The following is a 399-nucleotide window of genomic DNA, read 5'->3' as shown; positions in this document are numbered from 1 at the left end:
GATTTGGCAGGTATTAGTTACACACTGCTGGAAGGCAGACAGCATTTTCAGTACCGCTTTGCAGCCATCGTGCAAGACGTGGAAACAACAATAACCGCATTGAATCAGGGGAGCAATAAAGAAAAAGGACCGTACTTGTTTGAGGGAAAAGTAGATCGGACCTTTAAGGGACAAAGGGCGACGAAAATGCTCGCCCAAGAGCTGCTGATCCGAAGCCGGTCGGAAGTTGGAGATAGCCAGAAATACAGAGAAACCCTATACGCGCTGGCAGAATTTTATTGCATGGGATACGAAATGGATTGGAGTCTGATGTTTGCGAACCCGAGGATCAATGGAATCAACTTGCCGACGTATCCGTTCTCGAAAGAAAAGTATTGGGTGGAGAGAAAGGAAAAAGGC

General features: G+C 46.9%; 1 protein-coding gene. It reads left to right on the top strand.

What is annotated here, in order from left to right:
• Positions 1–399 (top strand): CurL C-terminal domain-containing protein (locus KVT34_RS29915; protein WP_217563261.1); only part of this gene is annotated, 399 nt, incomplete at both ends.

The sequence above is a fragment of the Paenibacillus sp. GbtcB18 genome (assembly GCF_019091125.1).
GTDB lineage: Bacteria > Bacillota > Bacilli > Paenibacillales > NBRC-103111 > Paenibacillus_F > Paenibacillus_F chitinolyticus.
The sequence above is the reverse complement of the archived record's forward strand: the minus strand, read 5'-3'. Positions and strand labels throughout refer to the sequence as shown.